Genomic DNA, 24,614 nt, shown 5'->3' on the forward strand with positions numbered 1-24,614 from the left:
CCCGGTCAGGCGAGAGATCCACGATCGCCGCCGTGGTCCCCGCCGCTACCGATCGGTCACGCGTAGGGTCGGCAGCGAAGGCAATCGAAAGAAGGGGCCAGACCATGGCGCAGGAAGTCCGCGGCGTGATCGCACCGGGGAAGGACGAGCCCGTACGGGTCGAGACGATCGTGGTGCCGGACCCGGGACCCGGCGAGGCCGTCGTACGCGTCCAGGCCTGCGGCGTCTGCCACACCGACCTGCACTACAAGCAGGGCGGCATCTCCGACGACTTTCCCTTCCTCCTCGGCCACGAGGCCGCGGGTGTGGTGGAGTCCGTCGGCGCCGGGGTCACGGACGTGGCGCCCGGCGACTTCGTCATCCTCAACTGGCGTGCGGTGTGCGGGAACTGCCGGGCCTGTCTGCGCGGCCGGCCCTGGTACTGCTTCAACACCCACAACGCGAAGCAGAAGATGACCCTCACCGACGGACGCGAGCTGTCCCCGGCCCTCGGGATCGGCGCGTTCGCCGAGAAGACCCTCGTCGCCGCCGGCCAGTGCACCAAGGTCGACCCGGCCGTCTCCCCTGCGGTCGCCGGACTGCTCGGCTGCGGGGTCATGGCCGGCCTCGGCGCGGCCCTCAACACCGGCAACGTCGGACGGGGCGACTCGGTGGCCGTCATCGGCTGCGGCGGCGTCGGCGACGCGGCGATCGCCGGGGCGAACCTCGCCGGCGCCGCGAAGATCATCGCCGTGGACATCGACGACCGCAAGCTGGAAAAGGCCCGCACCCTGGGCGCCACCCACACCGTCAACTCCAAGGAGACCGACCCCGTCGAGGCGGTCCGCGAGCTGACCGGCGGCTTCGGCGCCGACGTCGTCATCGAGGCCGTCGGCCGCCCCGAGACGTACCAGCAGGCCTTCTACGCCCGCGACCTCGCCGGCACCGTCGTCCTCGTCGGCGTCCCCACCCCCGAGATGAAGCTCGAACTGCCCCTGCTGGACGTCTTCGGCCGCGGCGGCGCCCTGAAGTCCAGCTGGTACGGCGACTGTCTGCCCTCCCGGGACTTCCCCATGCTCGTCGACCTGCACCTGCAAGGCCGCCTCCCACTCGACGCGTTCGTCACCGAGACCGTCCAACTGGACGAGGTGGAGCAGGCGTTCGAGCGGATGCACCACGGCGACGTGCTGCGCTCGGTGGTGGTGCTGTGATGACCGCCCGCATCGAACACCTCGTCACCTCCGGCCGGTTCACCCTCGACGGCGGCAGCTGGGACGTCGAGAACAACGTGTGGATCGTCGGCGACGACCACGAGGCGATCGTCATCGACGCCGCCCACGACGCCGAGGCCATCGCCGCCGCCGTCGGCGACCGCCGCCTCACCGCGATCGTGTGCACCCACGCGCACAACGACCACATCGACGCGGCTCCCGCCCTCGCCGACCTCACCGGCGCCGTCATCTGGCTGCACCCCGGCGACCTGCCGCTGTGGAGGCAGACCCACCCGCACCGCGAGCCCGACCGGCATCTGGTCGACGGCCAGGTCATCGAGGCGGCCGGCGCCGACCTCACCGTGCTCCACACGCCCGGCCACGCCCCCGGCGCCGTCTGCCTGTACGACCCCGGGCTCGGCACGGTCTTCACCGGCGACACCCTCTTCCAGGGCGGCCCCGGCGCCACCGGACGGTCCTGGTCCCACTTCCCGACGATCATCGACTCCATCCGCGACAAGCTCCTCACCCTGCCCCCGCAGACCAAGGTCCTCACCGGGCACGGCGACCCCACGACCATCGGCGCCGAGGCACCGCACCTGGAGGAGTGGATCGAACGGGGACACTGAACCGTTCGAGGCCCCGCGGACACCGGTGGTCCCGGCGCTCCGCACCGGCCGTTCCCGCCGTACCCGGTGAAACGGCGGCCCGGGCGCCGTACGGTCGCCCCATGACCGATCACACCCGATTCGCCGGACACGGCGTACTCGTCACGGGCGCGGCCCGCGGCATCGGCGCGGCCGTCGCCCGGCGCCTCGCCGAGGAGGGCGGCCGCGTCCTGCTGACCGACCAGGACCTGCCCGAGGCCGAGCGGACCGCCGAGTCCCTGCGCCAACAGGGGCTCGCCGCCGAGGCGTTGGCGTGCGACGTCGCCGAGCGCGCCTCGGTGGACGCCGCCGTCGCGCGGGCCGTCGCCGCGTTCGGCTCGCTCGATGTGCTCGTCAACTGCGCCGCCCACTGCACCCCGGACGCCCCGCTGTTCGAGGACGACTGCGACGACGCGTGGGCACGCGACCTCGACATCACCCTGACCGGCGTGCGCCGGTGCTGCCGGGCCGCGCTGCCGCACCTCGTCGCCTCCGGGCACGGGGCGATCGTCAGCATCGGCTCCGTCAACGGATGTCAGGACTTCGGCAACCACGCCTACAGCGCCGCCAAGGCCGGCCTCGCCTCGCTGACCCGTACCCTCGCCGGGCACGCGGCGGGCCGGGGGGTACGGGTGAACCTCGTGGTGCCGGGCACGGTCCGCACCTCGGCGTGGGAGGGGCGCGACGACGAACTGGAGGCCGTCCGGCCCCTCTACCCGCTCGGCCGCATCGGCGAGCCCGAGGACGTCGCCGCCGCGGTCGCCTTCCTCGCCTCCCGCGACGCGGCCTGGATCACGGGGACGACGCTGGTCGTCGACGGCGGCCTGACGGCGGTGAACACGGGTTTCCTCGCGGCCGTGAAGCAACCGTCCTGACGAACGCGACGAAGTTCACCGTTTCGTCACAGTCTGGCCGGAACCACAACCCCGCCGCCCCCGCGCAGGTCTAGGAGTCCGACATCGTGGGAAGCGAGTGGTAAGCACCCGGGGCGGCTCCCGGGCGGCCAGGGGAGAACAAGGGGAGAAGGGGACACGGACATGGGGGACACACGCAGACGGGGCGTCGTCGCGCTCGGGGTCACGGGACTGGTGGCGCCGCTCACGCTCGCCCTCACCACCGCGCCGGCCCAGGCGGCCACGAACTGCACCACGCAGGCGGGGCCGTACCAGAAGCAGGCGGAGAAGTTCCTCGGCCGGCCCGTCGACGGCAAGCAGTCCGCCGCCGACTGCCGGGCCATCAAGGCCTTCCAGGACACGCACGGCATCACGCCCGACATCGGCTACGCCGGGCCCGTCACCTGGGGCGTGATGGATCTGGTGAGCAGGCAGCGGGCCGTGGGGAAGAACCCGAACAAGGGCGGCGCGTGCCCGGTGAACAGGGGCCGGATCGCCTGCGTGAACCTCACGCTCCAGCTCAGCTGGATCCAGGACGGGAAGAAGGTCGTCTACGGACCGGTGCCCGTGCGCACCGGCCGCAAGGGCTACGTCACCCGCACCGGTCTGAAGAGGGTCTACTGGCGGGACCTCCACCACGTCTCGACCGTCTACAACGTGCCCATGCCGTACAGCCAGTTCTTCGACGGCGGCCAGGCCTTCCACTCGGTGGGCCTGAGCATGTGGAACCCGCCGGGTTCGCACGGCTGCGTCAACATGACGACCAAGGACGCCCAGACGTACTGGTCGCTGCTGAGGACGGGCGACGACGTCTTCGTCTACGGCCGCAAGCCGGGTACCTGAGCGGCATCCGAGCGGCACCTGAGCCGTCGTCGCCCGGGCCGTCATGCCTCGGGCGCGTCCCCGAAGTCGGGGATCCGCAGCCGTACCCCGCCCTGCCGCGCGGACTCGTGCGCGATGACGCCCGGCAGGGTGTAGCGGGCGGCCGTCCACGCGTTCACGGTCGGCAGGCCGCGGGTGGTGACGGCGGTGACGAAGTCGTCGACGAGGAAGTGATGGCTGCCCTCGTGGCCGTTGTGGAGGTGGTCGAACTCCCTGGGCAGCCTCGACCGGTCGTGCACCGGGGCCGAGCCGGAGGTGAAGGCGGCCCGCAGCTCCGGTGCGATGTGTGCGAGTGAGGGGTCGTCAGGGGCCAGGGTCTGCTTGGGCTCCAGCAACTCGCTTATGTCCCGCACCCCCTTCTTGTCCTGCCACAGCGCCACCGTCGCCAGCTGTTCCATGCTGGCCTCGGTGCCGAAGAACCGGAAGCGGGACTCGCGGATGTGCGAGGGATAGCCGACCCGCCGGAACTCGTTCGTACGGAACGATCCGCCGCCCGCCACTTCGAACAGGGCGGTCGCATTGGACACGTCGTTGTCGAACTGGCTGACCGAACGGTCGAAAACGCCGTCCCCGCGATCGTCGGGCACCCCGATCGCCGACACGCTCACCGCATGTGTCCGCCAGGCCCCGAGCACCCCGCCCACCGCGTGCGTCGGGTACAGCAGCGGCGGATAGCTGGCCGTCGCCCGCCAGTTCTCGCCGCCGCTGTACCGGTAGGCGTCGTAGAAGCCGAGGTCCATGTCGTGGACGTAGTCGCCCTCGGCGTAGAAGAGCCGGCCGAAGGCGCCCTGGTCGAGCTGGTCGCGGGCGTGCACGGTCGCGGGGTGGTAGTGACTGGTCTCGCCCATCATGTACGTCAGCCCGGTCGACCGGACCGCGTCGATGATCGCGCCGATCTCCTCCGTGGTGATCGCCATGGGCACGGCGCAGTACACGTGCTTGCCGGCGCTCAGCCCCTGCAGCACGAGCGGGCCGTGCGTCCAGCGCTGGGTGAAGATCGCGACCGCGTCGACCGCCGCCGACTCCAGCATGGCCTCGTACGACGGGAAGGTGCCGGCGAGCCCCTGCGCGGCGACGAGCCGTTCGGCCCGCTCGGGCAGCAGGTCGGTGACGTACACGTCACGGACGCCGGGATGGGCCTGGAACAGCGTGGCGAACTGACCGGAGAACTGTCCGGCGCCGACGATGCCGAGAGAGAAAGTCATGATGATTACTTTTGGTGCGGAAGAATTGTACCGTCAAGGGGCGGGAGGAAGCTTCTGCAGCGCGCACGGTGCGCATTAGGGTGACCTGGTTGCTTCTGAGTCAAAAGAAAATCTGCGTCAGAGGAAGATGCGTCAAAAGAAGAGGGGTGCCGTGACCGACTGGCTTCCGCTGAGCCCCGCGGAGCGCTCCGTGGCGATCGAGGCGCTCGTGCACGGGCCGCTGTCCCGCACCGAGCTGGCCCGGCGTCTCGGGCTCTCCCAGGGCAGCCTCACCCGCCTGACCAAGCCCCTCATCGAATCGGGGCTGCTGGTGGAGGCGGCCGAGCCGGACGGCGGGGCGGAGGCGCGCCAGGGGCGCCCCTCCCGGCCGCTAGGCGTCGTGGCCGACTCCTGCTCCTTCCTCGGCTTCAAGATCACCGCCGACCGGGTCTACGGCGTGGTCACCACCCTGCGCAGCCAGGTCGTCGCCCGTCTCGACCGGCCGCTGGCCGGTCACGGCCCGGACGCCGTCGCCGACGTGGTCGCGCGGCTGGCCGCCGACCTCGCGAAGGGGTGGCCGGCCCCGGCCGGCATCGGCATCGGCGTGGGCGGTCTGGTGCGCGGGCGCGCGGTGGTGGCGGACTCGCCGTTCCTCGGCTGGCGGGACGTGCCGCTCGCCGCGCTGGTCCGGGACCGCAGCGGGCTGCCGGTCGTCGTCGAGAACGACGTCGCCGCCCTGGCCGAGGCCGAGACCTGGTTCGGCGCGGGCCGGGGCCTGGACCGCTTCGCCGTGCTGACCATCGGCGCCGGCCTCGGCTACGGGCTGGTGCTCGGCGGCAGGCGCGTGCCGTTCGCGGAGGAGGGCCGCGCCCCCGGCCGGTACTGGATCGTCGACCCGCACGGCCCGCTCACCCCGGACGGCGCCCGCGGCAGCGCCGTGTCCTTGCTCACGATCCCCAGCATCGAGTACCAGATCCGCGCCGCGACCGGCCGTGACGTCGGTTACGAGGACATCCTCGCCGGTGCCGCCGCGGGCGAGCCCATGGCCGCCCGGGTCGTCGGCGAGGCGGCCCGGGCGCTCGGCGTCCTGGTCGCGCAGATCGCCAACTTCGCACTGCCGCAGAAGATCCTGCTCGCCGGGGAGGGGGTCGGACTGATGGATGTGGCCGGAGCCACGGTCCACGAGGCCGTCCGCGCCCACCGGCATCCGCTCGCCGAACCGGTGGATCTGGAGACGAAGGTCTCCGACTTCCACGACTGGGCGCGCGGGGCGGCGGTGCTGGCGATCCAGGTCCTCGTGCTGGGTGAGGGGAGAGTGTGAACTCCCGTGTGCGCATTGACAGATCGACGTGATGAGTAACACGGTCCGAAATGTCCGTATCGCGGGTACTTACTCACGACGTCTTCACGTCGAGCGGCATATGCTTCACAGCATGTCCACCACTGTTGAAGCCGTCACCGAGCGCTCCGCGCGATCGGCCGCGGAGGTCAACGAGGAGATCAGGGCCCTGTGGCGCCGGTCGGGCGGGACACTGACCACCGAGCAGCGCGCGGAGTACCAGCGCCTCGTGATGGAATGGGCCGCCGCGACCCCGCGGTCGAAGCGGGCAGCCTGACCGGCCTCGGGTCGACCGCGCCGTCACCGCACCGCAACGCTTGAACTCGTGGGCACCCGTGACCGCACGGGTGCCCTTCTCGTGTCCCGTCAGCCCCAGGTCGCCGAGTAGTACCGCTGATAGGCCTTGCGATCCTGCTCGGCCCGGATGTACCGGGTCGCGACGAGCGCGATCAGACTGCCCGCGATGACCAGCAGCCCGGGACCGACGTTCCGGGTGTCCGTGAGCCGCGCCAGCAGTGTCTCGTTCCCGCCGCCCGCCACCGGCGCCGTCGAGCCCGGCGTCACACCGCTCGGGGCGATCGCGGCCTGCGTGGCCGCGGCGGACGGCGCGGGGGAGGGGGCGGCGCCCTGCGCACCGCCGGCGTTCTGGGCCGACACGATCAGCTTGACGTTCAGCGCCGCCAACGCCTTGGTGATCGGCTGGAAGAACGTCGTACCGCCCGCCGTGCAGTCCCCGCTGCCGCCCGAGGTGACACCGAGCGCGATGCCGTCGGAGAACAACGGGCCGCCGCTGTCGCCCGGTTCGGCGCACACGCTGGTCTGGATGAGCCCGGTGACCGTCCCCTCGGGGTAGTTGACGGTCGCGTTCAGCGCGGTCACCGTGCCGTCGTGCAGCCCGCTGGTGCTGCCGCTGCGGAACACCCGCTGCCCCACCGTCGCATCGGCGGCCCCCGTGATCCGCACCCCGTTGCCGCCGCCGATCGCGACGACGTCGGCGCCGTCACCGGCCCTGCCGGAGGCGTACTTCACGAGCGAGAAGTCGTTGCCGGGAAAGGTGCTGCTCACCGTCTGCCCCAACTGCCGGTCGCCCTGGTTGTCGGCGAACCACGTGGACCCCGCCGGACCGCAGTGCCCGGCCGTGAGGATGAAGTCGCTCTGGCCGTTCGTCACGTTGTACCCCGCCGAGCAGCGGCCGCCGGTCGACAGGATCGGCTGGGCGCCGTTGAGCCGCGTGGTGAAGTAGCCCCCCGTCCGCCGCATCCGCACGAAGTCACCGATTCCCGCGGCCATTTGACTCATCCGGGACCAGTCCCCCCGGGACACCGTGCTGTCCGCGCTCACCAGCACCTCGTTGGTCCGGTAGTCGACCGCCCACGCGGTGCCCGCCACCCGAGGCGCCGAACGCAGCGTGGCCGTGGCCGACGTGAGCTGGTCCATGCTGTGCGCGACGACCTTCGCCTCGGCCCCCGCACCGCGCACCGCCCGCGCCGCCGCGCCGTCGGTCACCGCCACCACCGGCCGCCCGTCGGCACCGATCCAGCTGCCCGCCGTACGGGCCGTGCCGAGCCGCGCCACCAGCGCGGCGCCGGTGTCCCCTCCGCCGCCGGCGGAGGACAGCGTTCTCGTGGCGGCGCGAGGTGTCTCGCTCGCCATGGCCGCCTGGGTGACCATCACGCCCCCCAGGAGGAGTCCGCCGACCGCCGCCAGGCGTGTCACCCGCCGGACGATGCGTCGTCGTGCGTGCCGCATGCGTGGCTCCCGAAGCCGAACCCGACCACGCGCCGCCCGTGCCGACGGCGCGAGACCCCCGGCTCGTCGAGGGCCCGCACCTCCATACGCGGCCCGGCGCCCCCGCGTTCAGCGCAACCGGTCTTCGGTGAAAGCGGTGTTCGGGGAGCCCGGTGTTCGGGGGCCCGATGTTCGGTGAGGCCGGTGGGCCCCGCCCGCCCGGCTCGGTTCTTCCGCGCCACCCCGCCGAACACGGCGGACCTCCTCGACGATCCGCGTCTCGGGCGCGATGCCCTGGGCGACCTCGTGCGCGTGGCCGGCGGTCGGCAGCCCGGTGCCGATGTCCAGGAACTGCCGGATCCCCGCCTCGGCGACCAGATGGCGTACGGCACGGCCGAGGAAGAGCCGGTCGGCGCGCGCGTACTCCCCGATGCCCGGGTGCATTTGGCGTATCCGGTCACCGGCCGCGCGGTCGACCTCGTAGGAAAGCCGGGCGAGCGATGCGGTCATTCGTTCATGACGCGATCCAGACGCTTGAGTTGATCACCACCCTGAACTCCGGCATTCCGGCAGCCCGGCTCTTCGGAGCGTTCCCGCCGCAGCCCCGGCCGCCTATCGTGAGCCCCATGAGCGGCACACCGCGCGACAGCCACGGCGAACCGGACCCCCTGCGCGCCCTCGACCTGGCGCGGCTGCGCCGCCGTACGAGCATGAAATGGCGCACCTACCCCGAGGACGTGCTGCCGCTGTGGGTGGCCGAGATGGACGTCCCCCTCGCCGAACCCGTGGTCCACGCCGTCACCGACGCGCTCGCCCTCGGCGACACCGGGTACCCGATCGGTACCGCCTACGCCGAGGCGCTCGCCGCGTTCGCCGCCGACCGCTGGGGCTGGGACGGGATCGCGATCGAGCGCACCGCGATCGTCCCCGACGTGATGCTCGGCGTGGTCGAGATGATCAAACTGGTCACCGGGCCCGGCGATCCGGTCATCGTCAACCCGCCGGTCTATCCGCCGTTCTTCCAGTTCATCGGCCACATGGACCGCAAGGTGGTCGAAGCGCCGCTCGGGCCGGGACAACGCCTCGACCCGGCCGCCCTGGAGGAGAGGTTCCGGGAGACGACCGCGGGCACCGGCCGGGCCGCCTTCCTGCTGTGCAGCCCGCACAACCCCACCGGCACCGTCCACACCGCCGCTGAACTGGCCGCCGTCGCCGCCCTCGCCGAGCGGTACGGCGTCCGGGTCGTCGCGGACGAGATCCACGCCCCGCTCGTCGCCCCCACCGTCGCCTTCGTGCCGTACCTCGATGTGCCCGGCGCCGAGCGCGGCCTGTCCCTGATGTCGGCCTCCAAGGGCTGGAACCTGGCCGGTCTCAAGGCCGCGCTCGCCCTCGCCGGACCCGGCGCCGCCGACGACCTCGCCCGGCTGCCCGAGGAGGTCGGGCACGGCCCCAGCCACCTCGGCGTCATCGCCCACACCGCCGCCCTGCGCGACGGCAGAGCCTGGCTGGACGCCCTGCTCACCGGGCTCGACACCAACCGGCGGCTGCTCTGCGACCTGCTCGCCGAGCACCTGCCCGCGATCCGCCTCCACCCCGCCGAGGCCACCTACCTGGCCTGGCTCGACTGCCGCGCCCTCGGCCTCGGCGACGACCCCGCGCGTGTGTTCCTGGACCGCGGCCGCGTCGCCCTCAGCTCGGGCCTGCCCTTCGGCACCGGCGGTGCGGGGCACGTACGGCTGAACCTGGCGACCTCGCCCGAGATCCTCACCGAGGCGGTACGGCGCATGGCGGCCGCCCTGCCCGCCGCGCGGTCGGACTCCTAGACTGCCCGGCATGGACGACACGCGACTGGACCGGCTCGGCTCCGGCAAATACCTGCTGGTGACCAGCTACCGCAAGAACGGCACCCCGGTCGCCACCCCGGTGTGGGTGGTCCGGGACGGCGACACCCTCGGGGTGTGGACGGCCGCCGACAGCTACAAGGTCAAGCGGATCCGGCGCCGCGCGGACGTCCTCGTCGGCCCCTGCGACGTGCGCGGCAACCCCACCGGCGACCTCTTCCCGGCCACCGCCGTGCTCGCCGACGGCGCCACCACCGCCCGCTACCGGGACCTGATCGCCCGTAAGTACGGCATCCTCGGCCGCCTCACCCTGCTGGGCAGCCGGCTGCGGCGGGGCCTGGACGGCACCGTCGGGATCCGGGTGACCCTCACCGGCTGACACCGGCGGGGCCACCCGGAAACGGGACCGCTACGACGCGTCGAGCACCGAACCGGACAGCACCAGCCCGTCGGGCACCGGCTTGCCGGTCGTCACGTCGACCTGCTGGAACCGTACCGACTCCGTCGGCTCCTTCACCGTGTCCCCGACCGTGGGCACGGTGATGTCCACGCTCGTCCTCCCCGCCGGCACGTCCACCCACAGCGAGACACCGGCCTTCGACAGCGGACGCTCCGGGTCGGGCTTCGCCCCCGCGGTCTCCTCCAGCCAGCGCGCCGGGACGTCCTTCGTGGACAGCTCCGGCCCGGTGGCCGGCGCCGCGGCGAACATCGCGTTCATGTCCACGTCCACGGCCTGTGACAGGGACAGCCGCCACGTCAAGGCCCGTCCCTCCGTGACCCGGTCCGCGACCGGCGTGACCTTCATCGTGGGCGCCGGGTCGTCGTCGTGGACCGTGATGCCGCCCCGGTAGGAGCCGACGACCGCGCCGTGGACCGCCTTGACCAGTACATCGTGCGAAACGTCCGTGCCGTAGCGCGTGTTGCCCTTCACCTCGACCGGTACGTCGATGTCGTGCCCGCCCGGACGCACCGTCACCGGCCGGTCCTCCGCCTTCCCGGTGACCGGGTCGACGACGTACACCCGGACCTGCCCGCTGCCGTGGCCGCTCACCCGCACCGGCACGTGATAGGTGCGCACACCCGAGTCGCCCTCGGCCACCGTCATCCGGCCGAGGTCCACCCGGGGCAGCGCCGCCGCCCGGGCCGCGGGCGTCCCCGGCCGCCAGCCCCACGCGTCCATCAGCCAGGCCTGCCCGGACACCGAACGCGCCGTCAGCTCCATGGACTTGACCGAGCCGAGCCGCAGCCCGGCACGGGCGGCGGCCGCCAGCGGCAGCCGGACCTCACGCGCCCAGTACGACGCGGTGCGCCCGCTGCCGGGCATCCCGTCGGCACGTGCCCGGCCCAGCGTCACCTTCCGGCCCGAGGTGTCGGTGAGGGACACGTCCCACTGCGTGCCCCGGGAGTTCGGCGGCACGAACAGTCGCAGCGCCAGGGCCGTCGCGCCCTTCAGCGACACCGGGTGCGTCACACTCACCCGCGCGGGCGCGCCGGCGCGCGTCCAGCGCAGCGCGATCGCCCGCCGGCCGGTCTCCCGGTCCGTCTCCCACTGGGCGAAGTGCGGCGAGGACCCCTTCGCGCCCTGCCCGAGACAGGTCCTGGCGGCACTCGGGTCCACCGCGTCGCACAGCCGGGCGCCGGTCACGCTCACCCCGCCGTCCGGCAGGAACCCGGCGCTCCGGCGCGCCCCCACCGCGTGGCTGAGGACCCGCGCCGGGTCCGCCGACGGCGCCCGCCTGCCGGAGCCGTCGAGCAGCGGCCGTACCCGGTCGTCGCCGGCCAGGAACAGCCGCGCGGCGGCCGCGACGTACGTCGAGCCGGCCCGGTGCTGCTGGTCGGCGGTGAGCCGGGGCGCCGCGCCCTTGCCGCACACCGCGTCCGGGTGGTCCGGGTCGTCGTAGAAGTCGTCCTCGGAGGGCGCTGCGGACCGGCCGGGCGTCCACTCGGAGTTGAAGAAGTTGTGGTCGGCGCCGATCACGTACACGGCGCTGTGCAGGGCGCTGCCGTTGCTGACCGCGCGGGTGCCGTCGACGTACACCTCGCCCTGGAGGTCGGACACGTCGCCGTCGCAGCCGGGCAGGATCGTCGTCGACGGGACGTCGGGCACCGGGTTCTGGCCGAAGACCGTGGGACCGATCAGGACCATGCCGCGGACGGTCCAGCGGACCGGGCCGTGGTAGCCGTCCTGGTCGGCGGGCGGCGGGTAAAGGCTGTCCACGGCCGCCCGGTTGACACCCTCACCGCCCCGCGAGTGGCCGACGAGCAGCACCCGGGACAGATCGGCGCGCGGCGCCTGGCGTACGGCGGCCGGCGCGGCGGCGGGGTGTGCGGCCCAGTCGGCCCAGCGGGCCAGGTGCAGCCGCACCAGTGAGGAGCGGGCCTGGGCGCCACCGTCCTCGGCCGCGAAGTCCTGGCCGTTGACGCCGTTGGCGGAGATCGAGACGGTCACATAGCCCTGCGAGGCCAGCAGCTGCTGGTCACGCAGATAGCCGCGGTGGCTCGGCACCGGCTTCCAGCCGGTCTTGCAGGGCCAGTCGCCGCCGATCTGCTTGCCCTGGTAGCAGGTGTAGTGGCGGCCGTGCAGGAACAGGGCGAGCGGTCGCCTGCCGGGCGCGCCGACCGGGGCGACGACCACCCCGCGCATCTCGACCGGTGCCGGGAGGCCGGGCAGCTTCACGGACGCGAGGCTGTACTCGCCGCTCGTCGTGCGGTACGTGCCGGGCTTGCCCGGGTCGACGGAGTTCGCGGGCAGTGGGGCGGGCGGCTGCACCGCGGTGGCGGCCCCGCCGGTCGCGGGCGCGTCCAACTGCCGTCCGCCTGACCAGACATGCAGCCTCCGCAGGCCTTGCGTGCCCTGCGGTCCGCGCAGCTCGTCGGCGCGCCGTTCGTCCAGCGGCAGCCGGAAGGTGCGCCCGTCCGCACCTTCCCGCGGCACTCCCAACAGGCGCTCGCCCGACCGGAATTCGACCCGGGCGTCACCCATCGGCACCGGCCGGTCCGAGCGCCACTCCAGCCGAGGCTGCGAGGGCTGCCCGGATATCCGCCAGCCCGGCGGCAGCGAACCGTCGGCCGACGCGGCCAACTGCGCTGAATGCGACGGCGGTTGGCCTTGCGCGACTGCCGCCCCTGGGGATGCCCCCGCCACCGCGGCCAACGCGGTGGCGGTCACCCATATGTGCCGGGCACGGACCACGGTTCCTCCTCGACCCCCGAATCCCGGGCGCCCCGGCCGTCCCGGGAGCCTCTCGATTCCGGAGGACGGAAGGCGCAGGCTGTGGGTTGCCTGTGAAAGAAGAGTGATCGTTCGGATGATGCGATCAAGACAATGACGGTCTGGATCCACGCAGTTGTCCGGCCGGCTCCGCCTCCAGCCGCCGCCATTCCGCCAGGACGGACCCGCTCGGGCCGCCCGCGCCGACCGCTCCAGCAGGGTGACCGGCACACCCCGGACCGCCAGGTGATACGCGACCGACGCCCCGGGCATCCCGGCGCCCACGACGACGACCGTCATCAAGTCGCCTCTCGCCCAGGGCGACTCACCCACGGCCGTCCCTTGCTCGTCTCCATCCCGCCCCCGACTGGACCGCTTCACCTGGCCACCGAGAAGCCGGTGACCGTCGACGCCGAGTGCTGCGCCCGCATCCTGAACCCCGCCCGCACCACCGGCAACTCCCTTACGACCGACCTCAATTACTGCCTCAACCAGGTGCGCGAGGAGGTACGAATCCTGCTCGCGGTCGGCGCGGTCGGCGAGGTGCTGACCGCCTGCTGCCCACGGGAGCGCTACCGGGTCATGGTCAACGGCAGCACCGGCTGGATCTGGATCTGGAGCTGGACGCGCTGTTCGGACCACCGGACCCGGCCACCGGTGGCTGCGCGCGTGCCAGCGGTGGTGCAGTGCCGACGGCGCTCTCGCGCTCGGCGTCGGGCTCGTCGTCAACCGCGCGTTCGAGACCGGACAGCCGGTCGGGGTACGGGAGTTGGAGCCGGGAGTGTGGCACCGGTGAGGTGGGTCAGGTCCAGGCCCGGTACGGCTCGTCCATCAGCTGGAACACCGGCTCGCCCCGCACCGGGTCCTTGGCCGTGGACAGCCGGACCCGGTCGCCGCTGTGGATGCCGACCGGCGGCCCCATGACGCGGCCCCGGACCACGAACCCCTCGGCCATCTCGATGAGCGACACGTTGCGCGCGGCGGGTGTGTTGCGGTGCAGCACCGTGGAGTGCCGGACCGTCCCGACTCCCTCACTGCGCTCCGTACGCAGTTCGCTGCCCTGGCACACCGGACAGAGCAGCCGGTGGTACATCGCGGTGGCACACCAGGTGCAGCGCTGGAAAAGGATGGCGTCCTTGACGTCTTTGGCGTCCACGGAACCGGAGACGGCCGCGGGGACGGAAACGGCTACGGGGACGGGATCGAGCACGCCCGTCGCGGCGCCGGCCGCCGGAAACGAGGCATTTGCTGAGTGGTGGTACACGCTGGTCAACTCCCTGCGCTCGGCCGGAATCCTGCGTGTCCGGCGCGCACCGGGCACACGTGTGGGCGGGAGCCGTGCTGCCGCGCACGCCGACAGCCTATGGCACTCAGTGTCACTCGTAAAGGCACTGCGTACCCTCATCTGATAGATGACGCGCCCGATCAGGCCCGGTCGAGGGCCGTCTCCAGCTCCTGCACCACCCGCCACAGCGGGGTGTCCCGGCGGCAGGCCAGCACCACGACGTCGTCCGGATCCTCCGCCGGCGCGCCGACCGGCACCGGGTTGACGCGCGGGGGCGCCGCGGCCGCGGCGGTCCGCCCGAACGCCCTCTGCACATAGCCCAGCGCGTGGTCGACCGCCGCGCCCGCGTCGCCCTCTCCGTCCGACCGCAGCCAGGAGCGCAGCCCGTTGTTGTGTGCCGCGACGACGGCGGCCGCGATCACATCCGCCCGCAGCGTGCCGTCGGGCAGTCCGGTGAACCGTCCGCGCAGATACTCGGCGAGCGCGCGCTCGTAGCGCCACACCACGGACAGCTCGTAGGCGCGCAGGCCCGGCACCTGCTTGGTGAGGCGGTAGCGCTGCACCGAGAACGCCGGGTTCTCGGCGTACATCCGCAGGACCAGCCGGGCCGCGTCGCACACCCGCCGCACCGGTTCGTGCTCCGCGCCGCCCGCCGCGAGGAACGCGGTCATGTCGGCCAGGCAGCGCTCGTGGTCGGGGAAGACCACGTCCTCCTTGGAGGGGAAGTAGCGGAAGAACGAACGCCGGCCGACCCCGGCCAAGGCCACGATGTCGTCGACGGTCGTCTGCTCGTACCCGCGTTCCACGAAGAGCCGGAACGCGGCCGCGACCAGTGCCTCCCGCATCGGCGGCTTCGCGGCCGGTGCCGCGCTGCTGGAGCTCATGAACGGGAACGTAGCACCCGCGCGGATGCTATGACACTCAGTGCAGGAAGAGCGGGCCCGAGGGGGAACTGAGTGCTGTGTGAGGGGGAGGAAGGGCGATGGCTGCGCCGTGCGGGCGTTTTCCGAACATCGGAGCGATCGAATTGATTGGAATCGATCGATACGATTGTGGGCGTAGAGTATGCGATTCGCGATCACCGAGCCCGCGTGACCACCGTTCCAGGGGGAACCCCATGCGACTGCACGTCGACCAGCGCCATGAGCGGGTGCTCGAACTCGTCCGGGAGCGGGGCAGCCTCCGCGTCGCCGAACTGGCCGCCGAACTCGGTGTCTCCGCCGTCACCCTGCGCCGTGACGTGGAGACCCTCGCGGCGCAGGGACGGGTGCGGCGGCTGCACGGCGCGGTCGTCTGGCCCGGCGAACAGGCCCCCGCGCCGGCCGTCGCGGGCGCACCGCGGCCGGACTCCCTCGAAGGCGCCGTCATCGGCATGATCGTGCCCACCACGGTCAACCTCTTCGCCGCGATCGTGCGCGGTGCCCGGGAGGCCGTCGCGGCGCGGGGCGGGCGGCTCGTCCTCGGTGTCTCCGGCTACGTCGACACCGAGGACAGCGTGCAGGCGGAACACCTGATCGCGGGCGGTGCGCGCGGACTGCTGGTGGCGCCCAGCTGGTTCGCCGGCGTTCCCCAGGACGGGCAGGAGAAGTGGCTGATGGAGAGCGGGGTGCCCACGGTCCTGGTGGAGCGCTCCGCCCCGCCCGGCAACCCGGCCGCCGACCTCGACCGGGTCCGCACCGACCGCGCCCACGGCGCCGCCGTCGCCGTCGGCCACCTGGCCGCGCTCGGCCACCGCCGGATCATCGCCGTGCTCCAGGAGGGTCCGCACGCCGTCCAGATCGGCGCCGGCTTCGACGCGGCCGTACGCGCGCGGGGGATCGACGTCGACCAGGGCGCCCCGAGCGTGCGCGAACACGGCGACTACGACGCCTCCGTCGACTACCTCGTCCGGGCGGTGCGCGAACGCGGCGTCACCGCGGCCCTGGTGCACAGCGACGAGGACGCCATCGTGCTCGTCCCCCGACTCCAGGCGCACGGTGTGCGGGTGCCCGACGACCTCGCCCTCATCGCCTACGAGGACGAGGTCGCCGCGCTCGCCGACGTGCCCCTGACCGCCATCGCCCCGCCCACCCGCGCGGTCGGCGAACTCGCCGCGAAACTCCTGCTGCGCCGCCTCGCCGAGCGGAGCGGGCAGCAGCACCCCGGACCCCGCCAACACCTCGACCTGCTCCCGAAGTTGCACATCCGCTCCTCCTGCGGAGGCCGGACGCCCGCCGACGGCTCCTGACCGCCACCGCACCGCTCGGGCCCACCGAAGCGATCGAGGGTCGATCAATTGGTGATCGTTTTGATTATCTTGCGCGAACGCTCTTGACGTTGATCGCCTGTGCACAAAAGATGTCCTGCGACCGCCTCTGCCGTACGAGGTCTCGTAGGAGCCGTGCCTGACGCGTACGCCACGATCGTTCCGCACAGTTCACCGGCCGCCTCCACGCCGTCATCGACGTCACCGAACCCGACGTACCCCCGCCGACTCCCCCCTCCACCCTGCCGAACGTCCTGCTCACCCCTCACATCGCCGGCTCCCTCGGCACCGGACTGGGCCGCATGACCGGGTGGGCCGTCGACGAACTCGCCCGCTGCGCCCGCGGTCCGCCCTTCGCCCACCCCGTCGGCCCCGAGGAACTCACCCGCTCGGCCTGAACTTCGGCCCGCACCGGCCCCGAACCCGGCCCGACCGCCGCACCGGCACACACCGACCCGCCCCCGCCGACGGTCGGCCCCACTCTGCGACGTAACCTTTCTCCACCGTGCCGGGACCGGCCCGCGCCGCCAGCACCGCCTGCGGCCGCGGGACACCGGCCGTTCCCGCACCGGCCCGTCCGAGGAGATCCCGCATGCCCGCCGCCCGCCCCCGTCTGCTCTACGTCACGGACCTGGCGTACCGGGCCCGCGGGCGCCGCTACTGCGACGAGGACATCTTCCTCACCTCCCGGCTGCGCGCCCGCTTCGACCTCGCCCTGTGCCACCCGCTGGACGCGGCCGCCTTGATGGACGGCTACGACGCCGTCGTCGTCCGCAACAGCGGGCCCGTCCTCGGCTACCAGCGCGCCTACGACGCCTTCCGCGCGCAGGCGATCGAAACGGGTACCCGGGTGTACAACCCGCTCACCGGCAAGGCCGACATGGCCGGAAAGCAGTATCTGCTCGATCTGAGCGCCGCCGGATTCCCGGTGATACCGACGGTCGGTGGCGCCGAGGACCTGCACCGGCTGCCGTCAGCCGAGCGGTACGTGGTCAAGCCGAAGCTCGGCGCGGACTCGGTCGGCCTGCGGGTCGTGCCCGCGGGCCAGGTCGCCGCGGCCGCCGCTGCGGCCGGCGGGGAGGTGCTGATCCAGCCCTGCGTCGACTTCCTCCACGAGGTGTCCTTCTATTTCGTCGACGACGACTTCCAGTACGCCCTGTACGCCCCCGACCCGGAGCGCCGCTGGGCGCTGAAGCCCTACGCCGCGACCGCCGCCGACCTGGAGTTCGCCCGGCGCTTCATCGACTGGAACGACCTCGGCCACGGCATCCAGCGTGTGGACGCCTGTCGTACCCGCGACGGCGGACTGCTGCTGGTCGAGCTGGAGGACCTGAACCCCTATCTGTCGCTGGACGCCCTGCCGGAGGAGGCCCGGGACGCCTTCGTCGGCGCGTTCACGGCGTCCCTGGGCCGGTTCGCGCAAGGCGCTCTCACCGCAGCCTGACGGTGACCCGCTGGGTGGCTCCCGCCGTGCCCGTGAGGTCGCCGAAGACCAGCGTCAGCGCGGTGCCGGCGGCCGCGGACGCGAGCGTGGCCGGCCACGGACGCGAGCGTGGCCGGCCACGGAGTGACCAAGGAGTCGTCATGACGGCGCTTTCTGGCACGCGCTTTTTCAAACGCTCAATACTCCTTACCGAGTTGAGCGATTCGACCGATTGATGGGCGGGTGTGACGAGGAGGTGCTCCGGATCGGCGCGTGGACCGGAGCGTGAACGGGGACCGGGGCGTGAACGGGGCCGCCGTACACGCCGTATCTGAGCACGAGGACCTCATGAGTCCCGCCCGTCCGCGACGGGGCGGGGACGGAAGGAGAGTCAGGTGCCGACACCGCTCGATCCCGAACGCCCGCAGTCCGGGCCGGTCCTGGAACCCGTCCGGGTGCTGCGGCCCCGCCGGTTCGACGCCCTTGCGGAACTGATGCGGGAGATCCGCCCGGACCCGGTGACGTACGAGCCCGTCGGCACGGCCGCCGGGCCGCGCCCGACCGCCGGGCGAGCGGTGCCCGTCGCGGAGGAGGACACCCAGGAACTGCCGCCGGTACCGGCAGTCAGGGTCCCCGCCCCCGCCCCCAGCGCCCCCGCCCCCGGCGGCGGCGCCGCGACGCCCCGGCTGCGCCGGGCCGCCGTCGCGGGGGCCGTGGCCGCTGCCGCCCTCGTCGGCTTCGGCTGCGCGATGCTGCTGCCCTCCGGCCAGGAGTCCACCGCGAGCGCCGCGACCGCGCGGCCCGCGACCACCGCACCGCACGCCACCGCGCAAGCCCCCAGCACTCCCGGCGCCCCCACCGCGGCCACCGACCCCGACGGCCCCGGCACCCTCCGCCAGGGCGACACCGGGCCGGACGTCGCCGAACTCCAGCGACGCCTGCTGCGCATCCCGGACGTCTACCGCGACGGCTCCACCGACGGCACCTACGACGCCACCCTCACGGCGGCCGTGGCCCGGTTCCAGCTCTGGTACGGCATCAGCGGCGACGAGCGAGGCGTCTACGGCGACGACACACGCCGGGCCCTGGAGTCACGGACGACCTCCGGCGAGGGCTCGTGAGACCGGCCGGAGCGACGGGCGGCGCGGGGATCAGCGTCCCGGGCCGCGCCCCGACAGGGCCTCGCTGACCGCTCGTACGCTGCGGGCGATGTGCTGGAGCTGCAGGACCTCGGCGGCGTACAGCTTGATCGTGTGCTCGATGACCGACTCGGGCAGCCCCAGCATCGGCAGCTCGGCGCGCGCGGTCTGCAGGGCGGTCCGGGCCACCCGGACCTCCTGCTGGACCTGGAGCTGGGCGTGCCGGGCCAGCAGTACGGGGTGGCGGATGAGCGCCGGATAGCTGGCGTAGCGCGCGGGGATCAGCTCCCGCAGCCATTTGGCCGCCGAGCGCTCCCAGTCGTACGAGCCCGGCGTCTTGACCTGACAGGGCCAGTCGGGACTGATGCGCGTGCTGGTCAGGGGCATGATCATCGCTTCCGGTGTGCGGCGTCGTGAGGGTGGTCCGACGAATGCGGGGCGGCCCCGGTCTAGGGGATGGCCGGGGCCGCCACGGGCGCGTCACGCAGACGGCGCGCCCCGGAACACCACACATGCCGACGTGGGTAGGAGCCGGCGGCCGGGGGTGTCCGTACGGGGGCCCCGGCCATCGGGAACCGGCGCTGCGGGTGATGTTGCGTGCGCATGGCTGGTCCGTCGGCTTTCTCGGGGCGGTGGCGCGAGCGGTGGGTCCGCGTGCGCGGAACGTGCCCGGAGTGGGCCGGGCGCGATCCGTGAGCAGTATTTATATATGCCGTCTGGTTTGCAAGACGTATGAAAACATTCATGCGTGCTTTGTGCTGGATGATCCCTGTCCGGGGGTATCGGGGGTTGCAGGATCTTCACGGATCCCACGCGCGGACGTCAGTCCTTCATGAAGAACTGATGCTGCTCGGAGAGCTGTTCGTACTTCTCCAGCCGGGCCTGGGTGCGCTCCGGATCGGCGTCGGTCATGGCCTGGAGCAGCGCGGCGGCCAGCACGCCGGGCGCGGCGTAGGAGTCGAACACCATGCGCGAACCGGTGCCGGTGGCGAAGGTGATCTCGGCCGTCTCGGCCAGCGGCCCGAGTGCCAGGTCGGTGACGAGCGCGACCTTGAGCCCGGCGTCCCGGGCCACCCGGACGGCCTGGAGGGTCTCGTGGGAGTGCCGGGGCATGGCGAAGGCGAGCACCCAGGTGCCGCCGGCCTCGCGGGCCTGGAGCAGGGCGTCGTAGGCCACACTGCCCCCGCGCGTGACGAGCCGTACGTCGGGATGGATCCGGCGGGCCGCGTAGCCGAAGTACTCGGCGAGGGACACGGAGATGCGCAGGCCCAGCACGGTCAGCGGGGTGGAGCGGGACAGCGCGCGGCCGACCCGGATGATCCGGTCGGGGTCGGCGAAGTCGCGCCGCAGGTTCTCCAGGTTCTCGATCTCGGCGTCGACGGCCGCCTGGAGTTCGTTGGCCCGGTCCTCCTCGCCCGGTCCGCCCGCCAGCGTGCTCAGCGCGATCGACTGGAGCCTCTCGCGCAGCGCGGGATAGCCGCTGAAGCCGACGGCGGCGGCGAACCGGGTGACGGAGGGCTGGCTGACCCCGACCCGGTCGGCCAGCTCGGTGATCGACAGGAACGCGGCCTCGGTGATGTGCTCGATCAGATACTGGGCGATGCGCCGCTGCCCCGGCGACAGACGGGGGCCGTCGAAGAGTTCCCGGAGCCGGGAGGTCGGAGCGGGCTCGGCCTCGGGCACGGTCTTTCCCGAGGTGATCGCTGATGCCTGTGCACGTGCCTGCTGCGGCGAGGGCACCCGCTCGCCTCCTTTGTCTGCCACGACCACTCAACATAGCTCACCGGCCGTCTTGACCAGCGGGTTGAGCGTACGTACTCACCGACGGTAGAGGCTGATCGAATAGCCCACATCGCCGACCGGATGACTGGAAGCGATCAGTTCGGCCAGTCGGCCGCGTGCCTTGGCGACCGCCGAATCCGACACCACGAGCAGCCCGTGCACCCGGTCCGGCGGCACGCCGCGCGGATCGGCGGCGCGGATGCCGTAGTACGACGGCACACCACTGCCCTTGTACACCAGCCACACCCGCTCGCCCGGATCGTCCCGGCGCAGCCGGTCGGCGAGCCGGCCCAGGTCCTGCCCCCAGTCCACGTTGGAGTCGTGCAACAGCCGGTGGGTGCGCGCGGGCCCGCCGAACGCCTCGTTGGCGTACGGCAGGTAGTACGGGAAGGTCCGCAGCGAACTCACCGCCGTCCACAGCGCGAGCACGGCCGTCACGGCGGCCGCCCACCGCCTGCGGGGCCACGGCACCCGGCCCGGCACGCCCGCCGGCACGCAGGCCGCCGTCACCGCGAGGAACACCGGCACGCACAGGGCGTACCGCGTACCGAAGTCGCGCGAACCCGTCATCGCCGCCGCCAGCAGCACGGCCGGCGGCAGCAGCAGGTACGGCGCCGCGGCCCGCAGCCGCCGCAGCGCGACCACCGCCACGGCACCGGCCGCGCCCAGCGCCAGCAGGCCGAGCGGAGTCTTCACCAGCAGGGCGACGGGCAGGTAGTACCAGCGCCGGCCGGTGTACACGTGCCCGAACAGATAGCCCTGCCACGGGTAGTCCTCCAGCCCGAACTGCACCCGCATCCCGGCCCGGTACGCGGGCGGCAGCGGCAGCAGGCCGACCAGCGTCCCGCGCGCTCCGCGCGGCGCCGGGACCGGTTCGGCGGGGGAGAAACGCAGCCCGGGATCGACCGCCAGATACGCGACCCAGACCACGGCCACCGCCACCAGCGCCATGCCGCCCGCGGAGGCGAGCGCGGTCAGCACCCGGCGCCGCCGGCCGGCCCCCGCGCACGCGACGCCCACGGACACCGCCGCGAGCCCCGTCAGCACCGGCACCGCCGGCAGCGCGCTCATCTTGGTCGCCACGGCCGCCCCCAGCGCCGCCCCCGCCAGGGGCACGTACATCCTGGGCCGCTGACGCGCCCGCCAGAGCAGCCATACCGCGGTCAGGACGAAGCCGGTCACCGGCATGTCCAGCGTGGCCAGGGAGCCGTGGGCGACCAGGTCGGGCGTGACGGCGTACAGGGCGAGCGCCACCACGGCGCCCGCCGTGCCCGTCAGGTCGCGGGCGAACGCGAAGGCGACCAGCCCGAACAGCAGCGTCAGCACGATCACCGGCAGGCGTGCCCACAGCATCAGCCGCCCGGGGTCGTTGCCCGACTCGTACAGCAGATGCCGGCCCACGTCCCCCTGTGTGCCGGGGTACGACGCGTCGTAGCGCGGGTCCGCCACCGCCACCCCGGCCTCGATCAGCAGCTTGCCGAGCGGCGGATGCTCGGGGTTGTAGCGGATCCGGTGCTCGTGCTGGTAGTCGGTGGCCGTCGCGACGTACACCGGCTCGTCGATCGTCGGGGTCTGCTGCACGGCCGTCGTCACCATCACCGCGGCCATCTGGGCGAGCAGCAGCAGCGCCACGAGCGGCACCAGCCACCGCCGGTGCCGGTGCAGCCCGGCGTACGGGCAAGCCGGGGCCGCGGCGGGAGTCGCCGGACCGAGGACCAGGTGCTGTTCGCGCGCCATCATCCGCCCCGCGGTGGCACCGGCCGTACGGCGGCGGGAGCGTGCGTGGGCCGGATCATGGCCCTACTGTCGCACCGCTCCCGCCACCGGGGCGTCACCGCTGCACGAGTCGTACCGACAGACCTTCTGCCGTGTACACGGGTACGGCCCGCAGCCGGTCGGAGTTCACCTCGATCCGCGCGAACCGGCCGCGCAGCCGGGGTACGTCGAGGACCGGCAGCGTGCTGCCCGCGGCCGGCGGCCGCTCGGTGTCGAGGCGCAGCGACAGCGCGGCCCCACCGCCCAGCACCGCCAGGTGAGGCACCGTCAGCGGCGCCTCGCGGCCCGCGCGCAGGGTGATCTCCAGCGTGCCCGCGTCCTGGGCGTAGGCGCCGCGCAACCGCAGCCGCCCCGCCACCCGCAGGGTGCCGTCCGTGATCCGCACGTCCCCGTGGCCGAGGGCGTCCTCGCCGCCCGCGACCAGCGTGCCCTGGGCCAGTACGGTCCCGCCGGCATAGCGGTTGCGGCCGGTCAGCGTGAGGGTGCCGGTGCCGCGCTTGGTCAGGCCGCCGCGGCCGTCGATGTCGTTGCGCCAGGCGTCGGCCGCCGAGAAGCCGCCCGCCGCCGCGTCCAGCGTGACGGTGACGTCCGTGCCGAAGGCGCCGTAACCGTCCGCCGCGGCGAACAGGTCCAGCCGGCCCCACTGCTCGAAGCCGTCGAGCAGCACGTAGCCGGAGGGCAGCGCGGTGCTGCGCAGCACCGCGCGGCGCTGGTCCGCGCTGAGATACGGCAGCCGGGTCTCCAGCAGCACTTCGGCGCCCTTCGGCACGGTGAGCGGCACGTCGCGGCCCTGCCGGGTGAGGACGTACGTCAGCCGGGGCCGGACCGCGCGGGCGTTGGCGGCCCGGTCGGCGTACGGGTCGGTGCCCATGTGCGCGTAGGAGAAGAGGGTGTCGGCGGTGGTGCCGGTCCGCTCGGTGAACCAGGCGAGGGCCTGGGCGCGGGCGGCGGCCTTCAGCTGGGCGTTCGCCGGGTCGGCGAGGGTGGCCGCGGCGAGCGCGGTGGCCATGATCCGGCCGCCGATGACGTCGACGGGGTGGTGCATGCCCGCCACGATCCGGGTGTGGCTCAGCTCGACGGCGCGCGTCACCAGCTCCTGGAAGCGCTCCGGCACGGCGTACGCGTAGGCCAGCGCGGCCAGGTGGAAGGCGTTGGTGTGGCCGCTCGGGAAGCCGCCGTCGTCGGTGGCGGAGGCGCCGCGCTGGCGCAGCAGCTGCGGGGCGACGGACACCGGGGAGTCGTACACCGGGAAACCGAACGCGTCCGTCCTGCCGGTGTCGACGACCTCGCTGTCCTCGTTCAGCCGCCACGGACGCGGGTACTCGTAGGCGTACTTGGCGGGATTGCCGGAGGCGTACGGGCCGCGCAGCGTGTCGACGAGTTCGGCGACCTTGCCGAGCGCCGAGTCGTGGGCGCCCGCGCCGAGCGCCGAGCCGGCCGGGGCGTCGGCGGGCAAGACGTCGCTGACGGTGGTCGCCGGGGTGCCGTCGGGGGCGCCGGTGATCGAAGTGACCGCCCTGGCGCCCGTCTTGTACAGGTCGGCCAGCGGGCCGAGGCCCGCGATCATCGCGTAACTCTGGTGCTGGCGGTCGTAGACGAACGCTTCCTTCGCCTGGGCGTCGGTGCGCTCGGCCGTGGTGCGGGCGCAGTAGCGCAGGTCGGCGCGGAGGATCTCGGGGCGCAGCGGGGTGCCGGTGTTCCAGGCGGCGCCGGTCTTCCACACCTGGGCGAAGCCGCCGAGGACCCGGACCACGGCGTTGGTCTCGGGCGTCAGGTTGGCGGCGACGTTGGTCCGGTAGTCGTCCACGAACGCGGCCGGCGCGGTGGCGGCCTTGGCGTCGGCCGCGGGCAGCCAGACGGCGGCGGCCGGGCCGGCGAGCACGCCCGCCGACGCGGCCAGCGTGGTGGTGAGGAACCCGCGCCGGTTCAGCGCGGCGGAGGGGTGCCCGGCAGGTGACGGCATGCCTGTGCCTCTCGGAAGCGGTCCACGGAACGCGGGGCGCGATGTGCCGACGTGTGCGAAACCGTGGAGAAGGAGGAGGAAGAAGT

21 protein-coding genes and 2 pseudogenes are annotated in these 24,614 nt (G+C 73.1%); 12 read left to right on the plus strand and 11 right to left on the minus strand.

Features of this window, described 5'->3' with window-relative positions:
• Positions 1 to 104 precede the first annotated feature (104 nt).
• The 4 genes from ACZ4MF_RS22500 to ACZ4MF_RS22515 all read left to right on the plus strand — a co-directional run bounded on the left by ACZ4MF_RS22500 (position 105) and on the right by ACZ4MF_RS22515 (position 3,573).
• Positions 105 to 1,190, plus strand: a complete 1,086-nt coding sequence (locus tag ACZ4MF_RS22500) for an S-(hydroxymethyl)mycothiol dehydrogenase (RefSeq protein WP_467493704.1) — start codon at positions 105 to 107, stop codon at positions 1,188 to 1,190.
• Complete coding sequence (locus ACZ4MF_RS22505) at positions 1,190 to 1,819, plus strand: MBL fold metallo-hydrolase (protein ID WP_467493705.1); 630 nt, start codon at positions 1,190 to 1,192, stop codon at positions 1,817 to 1,819. The genes ACZ4MF_RS22500 and ACZ4MF_RS22505 overlap by 1 nt, the downstream gene beginning before the upstream one ends.
• A gap of 101 nt (positions 1,820 to 1,920) precedes the next feature.
• Positions 1,921 to 2,712 carry an SDR family NAD(P)-dependent oxidoreductase gene (locus ACZ4MF_RS22510; RefSeq protein WP_467493706.1) on the plus strand — a complete coding sequence of 264 codons (792 nt, stop codon included), beginning with the start codon at positions 1,921 to 1,923 and terminating at the stop codon, positions 2,710 to 2,712.
• Between the two features lie 162 nt (positions 2,713 to 2,874).
• A complete protein-coding gene (locus ACZ4MF_RS22515) occupies positions 2,875 to 3,573 on the plus strand; it encodes a L,D-transpeptidase family protein (RefSeq protein ID WP_467493707.1) in 699 nt (232 codons plus the stop codon).
• Between the two features lie 41 nt (positions 3,574 to 3,614).
• Here ACZ4MF_RS22515 and ACZ4MF_RS22520 read toward each other — a convergent pair whose 3' ends face one another.
• A complete protein-coding gene (locus ACZ4MF_RS22520; protein WP_467493708.1) occupies positions 3,615 to 4,817 on the minus strand; it encodes a Gfo/Idh/MocA family protein in 1,203 nt (400 codons plus the stop codon).
• A gap of 127 nt (positions 4,818 to 4,944) precedes the next feature.
• Here ACZ4MF_RS22520 and ACZ4MF_RS22525 point away from each other — a divergent pair, with 127 nt between their 5' ends.
• Together ACZ4MF_RS22525 and ACZ4MF_RS22530 are read left to right on the plus strand one after the other, a co-directional pair.
• Positions 4,945 to 6,117 carry an ROK family protein gene (locus ACZ4MF_RS22525; RefSeq protein WP_467493709.1) on the plus strand — a complete coding sequence of 391 codons (1,173 nt, stop codon included), beginning with the start codon at positions 4,945 to 4,947 and terminating at the stop codon, positions 6,115 to 6,117.
• Between the two features lie 100 nt (positions 6,118 to 6,217).
• Positions 6,218 to 6,412, plus strand: a complete 195-nt coding sequence (locus ACZ4MF_RS22530) for a hypothetical protein (RefSeq protein ID WP_071381921.1) — start codon at positions 6,218 to 6,220, stop codon at positions 6,410 to 6,412.
• A gap of 89 nt (positions 6,413 to 6,501) precedes the next feature.
• Here ACZ4MF_RS22530 and ACZ4MF_RS22535 read toward each other — a convergent pair whose 3' ends face one another.
• Complete coding sequence (locus ACZ4MF_RS22535) at positions 6,502 to 7,884, minus strand: S1 family peptidase (RefSeq protein ID WP_467493710.1); 1,383 nt, start codon at positions 7,882 to 7,884, stop codon at positions 6,502 to 6,504.
• A 246-nt stretch (positions 7,885 to 8,130) separates the two neighbouring features.
• Positions 8,131 to 8,349 (minus strand): annotated as a pseudogene (locus ACZ4MF_RS22540) (SAM-dependent methyltransferase); the annotation flags it as partial.
• A 140-nt stretch (positions 8,350 to 8,489) separates the two neighbouring features.
• On the opposite strand from ACZ4MF_RS22540, the gene ACZ4MF_RS22545 reads away from it, so the two are divergent.
• Together ACZ4MF_RS22545 and ACZ4MF_RS22550 are read left to right on the plus strand one after the other, a co-directional pair.
• Positions 8,490 to 9,686, plus strand: a complete 1,197-nt coding sequence (locus tag ACZ4MF_RS22545) for a MalY/PatB family protein (protein ID WP_467493711.1) — start codon at positions 8,490 to 8,492, stop codon at positions 9,684 to 9,686.
• A 10-nt stretch (positions 9,687 to 9,696) separates the two neighbouring features.
• Positions 9,697 to 10,083 carry a PPOX class F420-dependent oxidoreductase gene (locus tag ACZ4MF_RS22550; RefSeq protein ID WP_467493712.1) on the plus strand — a complete coding sequence of 129 codons (387 nt, stop codon included), beginning with the start codon at positions 9,697 to 9,699 and terminating at the stop codon, positions 10,081 to 10,083.
• 30 nt (positions 10,084 to 10,113) lie between these two features.
• On the opposite strand, the gene ACZ4MF_RS22555 is transcribed toward ACZ4MF_RS22550, so the two are convergent.
• The 3 genes from ACZ4MF_RS22555 to ACZ4MF_RS22565 all read right to left on the minus strand — a co-directional run bounded on the left by ACZ4MF_RS22555 (position 10,114) and on the right by ACZ4MF_RS22565 (position 15,084).
• Positions 10,114 to 12,897, minus strand: coding sequence for a hypothetical protein (locus ACZ4MF_RS22555; protein ID WP_467493713.1), 2,784 nt, complete (start codon positions 12,895 to 12,897; stop codon positions 10,114 to 10,116).
• An 820-nt stretch (positions 12,898 to 13,717) separates the two neighbouring features.
• The gene (locus tag ACZ4MF_RS22560; protein ID WP_467493714.1) at positions 13,718 to 14,179 is read right to left on the minus strand and encodes a Zn-ribbon domain-containing OB-fold protein; all 462 of its coding nucleotides are present in this window, start codon (positions 14,177 to 14,179) and stop codon (positions 13,718 to 13,720) included.
• A 161-nt stretch (positions 14,180 to 14,340) separates the two neighbouring features.
• The gene (locus ACZ4MF_RS22565) at positions 14,341 to 15,084 is read right to left on the minus strand and encodes a TetR family transcriptional regulator (protein ID WP_467493715.1); all 744 of its coding nucleotides are present in this window, start codon (positions 15,082 to 15,084) and stop codon (positions 14,341 to 14,343) included.
• A gap of 233 nt (positions 15,085 to 15,317) precedes the next feature.
• On the opposite strand from ACZ4MF_RS22565, the gene ACZ4MF_RS22570 reads away from it, so the two are divergent.
• The 3 genes and pseudogenes from ACZ4MF_RS22570 to ACZ4MF_RS22580 all read left to right on the plus strand — a co-directional run bounded on the left by ACZ4MF_RS22570 (position 15,318) and on the right by ACZ4MF_RS22580 (position 17,889).
• Positions 15,318 to 16,427 carry a substrate-binding domain-containing protein gene (locus ACZ4MF_RS22570; RefSeq protein WP_467493716.1) on the plus strand — a complete coding sequence of 370 codons (1,110 nt, stop codon included), beginning with the start codon at positions 15,318 to 15,320 and terminating at the stop codon, positions 16,425 to 16,427.
• A 191-nt stretch (positions 16,428 to 16,618) separates the two neighbouring features.
• Positions 16,619 to 16,843, plus strand: a pseudogene (locus ACZ4MF_RS22575) (hydroxyacid dehydrogenase); the annotation flags it as partial.
• A gap of 194 nt (positions 16,844 to 17,037) precedes the next feature.
• Positions 17,038 to 17,889, plus strand: coding sequence for an ATP-grasp domain-containing protein (locus ACZ4MF_RS22580; protein WP_467493717.1), 852 nt, complete (start codon positions 17,038 to 17,040; stop codon positions 17,887 to 17,889).
• Here ACZ4MF_RS22580 and ACZ4MF_RS22585 read toward each other — a convergent pair.
• The gene (locus ACZ4MF_RS22585) at positions 17,876 to 18,031 is read right to left on the minus strand and encodes a hypothetical protein (RefSeq protein WP_467493718.1); all 156 of its coding nucleotides are present in this window, start codon (positions 18,029 to 18,031) and stop codon (positions 17,876 to 17,878) included. The two genes, ACZ4MF_RS22580 and ACZ4MF_RS22585, sit on opposite strands and share 14 nt — an antisense overlap.
• A gap of 232 nt (positions 18,032 to 18,263) precedes the next feature.
• Here ACZ4MF_RS22585 and ACZ4MF_RS22590 point away from each other — a divergent pair, with 232 nt between their 5' ends.
• Entirely contained in the window at positions 18,264 to 18,989 is a 726-nt protein-coding gene (locus tag ACZ4MF_RS22590) for a peptidoglycan-binding domain-containing protein (RefSeq protein WP_467493720.1), read from the plus strand.
• A 30-nt stretch (positions 18,990 to 19,019) separates the two neighbouring features.
• On the opposite strand, the gene ACZ4MF_RS22595 is transcribed toward ACZ4MF_RS22590, so the two are convergent.
• From ACZ4MF_RS22595 to ACZ4MF_RS22610, 4 genes are all read right to left on the minus strand, one after another.
• On the minus strand, positions 19,020 to 19,400 hold the full coding sequence (locus ACZ4MF_RS22595) for a hypothetical protein (protein ID WP_079173186.1): 381 nt from the start codon (positions 19,398 to 19,400) through the stop codon (positions 19,020 to 19,022).
• A gap of 429 nt (positions 19,401 to 19,829) precedes the next feature.
• Positions 19,830 to 20,747 carry a MurR/RpiR family transcriptional regulator gene (locus ACZ4MF_RS22600; protein ID WP_467493754.1) on the minus strand — a complete coding sequence of 306 codons (918 nt, stop codon included), beginning with the start codon at positions 20,745 to 20,747 and terminating at the stop codon, positions 19,830 to 19,832.
• A gap of 78 nt (positions 20,748 to 20,825) precedes the next feature.
• Positions 20,826 to 22,529, minus strand: coding sequence for an ArnT family glycosyltransferase (locus ACZ4MF_RS22605; protein WP_467493721.1), 1,704 nt, complete (start codon positions 22,527 to 22,529; stop codon positions 20,826 to 20,828).
• A gap of 91 nt (positions 22,530 to 22,620) precedes the next feature.
• Positions 22,621 to 24,528: a phosphatase PAP2 family protein gene (locus ACZ4MF_RS22610; RefSeq protein WP_467493722.1), complete on the minus strand. Its 1,908-nt coding sequence runs from the start codon at positions 24,526 to 24,528 to the stop codon at positions 22,621 to 22,623.
• Positions 24,529 to 24,614 lie beyond the last annotated feature (86 nt).

The organism is Streptomyces sp. NPDC025793, from assembly GCF_055558375.1.

What these genes read in the sequence shown, in the direction of transcription:
- ACZ4MF_RS22500 (WP_467493704.1), top strand. Translation starts at nt 105, where the DNA reads ATGGCGCAGGAAGTCCGCGGCGTGATCGCACCGGGGAAGGACGAGCCC.
- ACZ4MF_RS22505 (WP_467493705.1), top strand. Translation starts at nt 1,190, where the DNA reads ATGACCGCCCGCATCGAACACCTCGTCACCTCCGGCCGGTTCACCCTC.
- ACZ4MF_RS22510 (WP_467493706.1), top strand. Translation starts at nt 1,921, where the DNA reads ATGACCGATCACACCCGATTCGCCGGACACGGCGTACTCGTCACGGGC.
- ACZ4MF_RS22515 (WP_467493707.1), top strand. Translation starts at nt 2,875, where the DNA reads ATGGGGGACACACGCAGACGGGGCGTCGTCGCGCTCGGGGTCACGGGA.
- ACZ4MF_RS22520 (WP_467493708.1), bottom strand. Translation starts at nt 4,817, where the DNA reads ATGACTTTCTCTCTCGGCATCGTCGGCGCCGGACAGTTCTCCGGTCAG.
- ACZ4MF_RS22525 (WP_467493709.1), top strand. Translation starts at nt 4,945, where the DNA reads ATGCGTCAAAAGAAGAGGGGTGCCGTGACCGACTGGCTTCCGCTGAGC.
- ACZ4MF_RS22530 (WP_071381921.1), top strand. Translation starts at nt 6,218, where the DNA reads ATGCTTCACAGCATGTCCACCACTGTTGAAGCCGTCACCGAGCGCTCC.
- ACZ4MF_RS22535 (WP_467493710.1), bottom strand. Translation starts at nt 7,884, where the DNA reads ATGCGGCACGCACGACGACGCATCGTCCGGCGGGTGACACGCCTGGCG.
- ACZ4MF_RS22545 (WP_467493711.1), top strand. Translation starts at nt 8,490, where the DNA reads ATGAGCGGCACACCGCGCGACAGCCACGGCGAACCGGACCCCCTGCGC.
- ACZ4MF_RS22550 (WP_467493712.1), top strand. Translation starts at nt 9,697, where the DNA reads ATGGACGACACGCGACTGGACCGGCTCGGCTCCGGCAAATACCTGCTG.
- ACZ4MF_RS22565 (WP_467493715.1), bottom strand. Translation starts at nt 15,084, where the DNA reads ATGAGCTCCAGCAGCGCGGCACCGGCCGCGAAGCCGCCGATGCGGGAG.
- ACZ4MF_RS22570 (WP_467493716.1), top strand. Translation starts at nt 15,318, where the DNA reads ATGCGACTGCACGTCGACCAGCGCCATGAGCGGGTGCTCGAACTCGTC.
- ACZ4MF_RS22580 (WP_467493717.1), top strand. Translation starts at nt 17,038, where the DNA reads ATGCCCGCCGCCCGCCCCCGTCTGCTCTACGTCACGGACCTGGCGTAC.
- ACZ4MF_RS22585 (WP_467493718.1), bottom strand. Translation starts at nt 18,031, where the DNA reads ATGACGACTCCTTGGTCACTCCGTGGCCGGCCACGCTCGCGTCCGTGG.
- ACZ4MF_RS22595 (WP_079173186.1), bottom strand. Translation starts at nt 19,400, where the DNA reads ATGATCATGCCCCTGACCAGCACGCGCATCAGTCCCGACTGGCCCTGT.
- ACZ4MF_RS22605 (WP_467493721.1), bottom strand. Translation starts at nt 22,529, where the DNA reads ATGATGGCGCGCGAACAGCACCTGGTCCTCGGTCCGGCGACTCCCGCC.
- ACZ4MF_RS22610 (WP_467493722.1), bottom strand. Translation starts at nt 24,528, where the DNA reads ATGCCGTCACCTGCCGGGCACCCCTCCGCCGCGCTGAACCGGCGCGGG.